At 28.5% G+C, this 3114-nt stretch carries 3 protein-coding genes; 1 reads left to right on the forward strand and 2 read right to left on the reverse strand.

Translation table 4 applies throughout. From position 1 onward, the window contains the following. Positions 1-441, reverse strand: a 441-nt coding sequence (locus C4B24_RS04505; protein WP_131599585.1) for a hypothetical protein, incomplete at its 3' end; no start/stop codon positions are given. A gap of 97 nt (positions 442-538) precedes the next feature. Here C4B24_RS04505 and C4B24_RS04510 point away from each other — a divergent pair. Beyond that, the gene (locus C4B24_RS04510) at positions 539-745 is read left to right on the forward strand and encodes a hypothetical protein (RefSeq protein ID WP_131599586.1); all 207 of its coding nucleotides are present in this window, start codon (positions 539-541) and stop codon (positions 743-745) included. A 106-nt stretch (positions 746-851) separates the two neighbouring features. Here the strand turns inward: C4B24_RS04510 and C4B24_RS04515 are convergent, their stop codons facing one another. Beyond that, complete coding sequence (locus C4B24_RS04515; protein ID WP_131599587.1) at positions 852-2858, reverse strand: P-loop NTPase family protein; 2007 nt, start codon at positions 2856-2858, stop codon at positions 852-854. Positions 2859-3114 lie beyond the last annotated feature (256 nt).

A 3114-nucleotide genomic window follows, 5' to 3' on the forward strand; every position in this document is an offset into this window, starting at 1 on the left:
GAATCAAAACATTGAATCCTCATTTATTAAACCTTTTCTAACTAATAATTCAATTCTATTATATGAACCAAATTGAATTATTTTTTTGTGCTCAAGAACTACATCAAATACCTTATTATAAAAATCTATGTTTTGTTTCGGCATGGAGAATAAGTCTTTTCTTGTTAATCTAGCTCCTTTTATTTCGCCGTTTTTTGAATTGGGAAAACATTCTTTTTCAATTGACAATATCTTCTCCCTGATTTCGCTAGGATTAGCAAATCCAATATAAAGAAAATTATATCATTCATCAAAGTTACCATATGAAAGCTTCTCCTCATCTTTTGTTAATCCAATATTACCCGTATGATTTGTTTCATCAAAATATACATCAACTTTCGTAGGTTTTTTAATTCTTTTATCTTTTTTTCTTTTTTTACAATTATTTCTTTTTTTACTCATACTAAATGATACAATTTTATCCAATGTATTAACCAGATGAGTATTTAAATTCAAAAGAAAAATCTACGAACAAATAAAAATTTTCATTACAAGGATAATGAACCTTTGTATATTATATGCATTTGGGAAAGGAAGGAGCTATGCAGAGTTTGCAATGATGGGTAGAACCATCAAACAAACTACAACACAAAACAATTCTGTAATTCATAATGAGCGTGATTATGTTTGTACAGATGGAGATAATTACCACGGAATAAAAGAAGCAGTTATTATTGATCAAAGGACTAAGAAAGCGGATTATTAATTAAAAAAGAATCTTGAAGGTTCATTCTTGAAATGAATCAGATTCGCTTATCAAAATATTCTATTTTAATTGGTCACAAAAAAACTTGTAAATATAGAAAATAAATTTACCTCTCTATTTTTATGGAAAAATTTGAGTGCTTTAATTTTCTGTAAATCAATAATCCTGACGTTGTATTGTCCAAGATTCCAATTCCACTATCATGCAGTTCATTATTCACTAGTTCAACTCAATGCAGAATTAATTCCTTGTTTTTCACTTTTATATCAACAGGTAGCAATTCAAACTTGCTACGAGTGGTAAATTTATTTAAAAAGGTTTTTGTTGCAATGTTTTTTCTTTTATTATTACAAATCCATTCTTCTATTTTGAATCTTATAGCTCACGCAATTATAAAAACGTTAATAGGACTTAACCATTTTTCCTTGTCCCGAAATTTTTTCCTAAGAGTAATATTTCAAGTTTTCTCGTATTTTCTAGTAGAAAACAAGGTGTTGGCCATGTTTTTCAAAGTGTTATGATTAATTTCATTCGGAAAATCAAATTTATTAAAGTTAATACTTTTTTTATTTTCATTGACTGAAAAAATATAAAATAACTCTTGGAAAGCACTATTTACCGCAGATTCAGAGTGCTTTAAATTAGGATTAAAGTGCATAAATTCATTAGATTTCAAAAATGAACATAATGTACTTTGATTTTCTTTGCTCAAAGAATCATATAAGGGTCTATAAAGTAATAATTGAGAATTTTCCACTAATCCACTACCTTTATTGAAAGTTTCAAGTAAAGGTTGCTGCCTACTCAAATTAAAAATTTCGTGATCAAATATTTGTCTAGTTTCCAAATTTATACACGGTTTGCCATTTGAGTTTGCCTTATTTGAAGGGCGGCGTGTAAGTAAATTATTGAATTTCAACATCTTTTGATAATCATGGAATGTCATAAGGAAAGCAAAATCACGTTTTTTATTAGTTTTGAAAAAAGTCTTTAAATCACTTGCAATTGAAACTATAATACTTCTATCCGTTACATCTAAGATGTCATCGAATATAATAATTGAGTTTTCAATGTCATCTCCATTCATTTCATTGAGTATTTTAACCCTAAAAAGAACCTTCTCACCTTCACTAAACGCTCTTATACTTTCCTCGTAAATGCTGTATGAAATTGCCACTCCTTTTTCATCAAAGTCAAAATCACTAAATGTTCGCGGGGGTTTCTTCCCTGGGAAAAGATTAGCAAATATTTTATTGATACTTATATCCATCTTGTTTTTCGATTCTTTATAATTTTCAATGATGAAAGTTTTCACACTATTTATATTTTTTGGGAAAAATGAAAGTGATGATCATGGTATTTTCTCCAGTGTGTGTTTATAAAAATTTTCCATTTTATTCGATAGAAAAGTGAAGTATAGTTTTTCGTGTCAAAAATTCAACTTTTTATAATCATTAGTGGGAATGAGGTCAGATAATTTTGGGATTTTTAATTTATTCAGTGTTTCTTCGAGTAGTATTGCTTGACTTTTTATAAAAGATGCATCTTCAGATGTTTTCCCGTCTTCAACTTTTAAAGAAAGCAAGTAGTTATATAAAATTTGTTCCTGACCTTTTTCTAATTCTATGGAAAAATCTGAATTATAATAACTTAATAAATCAATATCTTTTTCGAAAATTAGTGAGTTAAAAAAACGATTGTAAATTCCTCAATCATACTTTCGAATCTTGCTCCTATGTCTTCTAAAAACGACAGAAGAGTCTAAGATGTGAAAGCGAAAACTTTCCTTCGAGAAGACTGCTATATGTTCCTTTAAGTCATTCGTTGGTCTTGTTGTGGGTTTGTTATAAAACGTTCTCGTTGTGATTTTCTTGCTTAAATTACTATGAACCGTTACATCATTGCCATTCATTTTTATTTCTTTTGTGAAACCCTTTACACCATTATTTCTTTGCCCCATTAAAGAGGTGAAAGTTGTTTTACCGGAACCATTGTGTCCATAAATAAATATCATTTTATTTTCTTGGTTGGTTATAATTTCATAAGAGAGGGGTAACGTGCGTGTTTGTTGGGAATCGTTAATTTTTATTCTTATACTTCGCTTTTTTGACATATTACAATTTTATCACTTTAAAACTTTGCAAGTTGATAAAATTCATGAAGATAAAACCTAGGTAAAGTTTACTTATCTTATCTGTTTTGGACTTTAAATAAAGGCAAAATAAATTTTACTGAAGGCGGTTTGTTTGGTATGAAGGTTTGGTATTGTCGCTTTGATTCCTCAACTTTACCTATATACACTCAAAGCAATGCACTTAAAGCCCTAAACACAATAAAGATGCTAACTATAAGTAAATAAATATTTTGAC

The sequence above is a fragment of the Mycoplasma marinum genome (assembly GCF_004335975.1).
In the GTDB taxonomy this organism is placed as follows: Bacteria; Bacillota_I; Bacilli_A; order Mycoplasmatales; family Metamycoplasmataceae; genus Mycoplasma_K; species Mycoplasma_K marinum.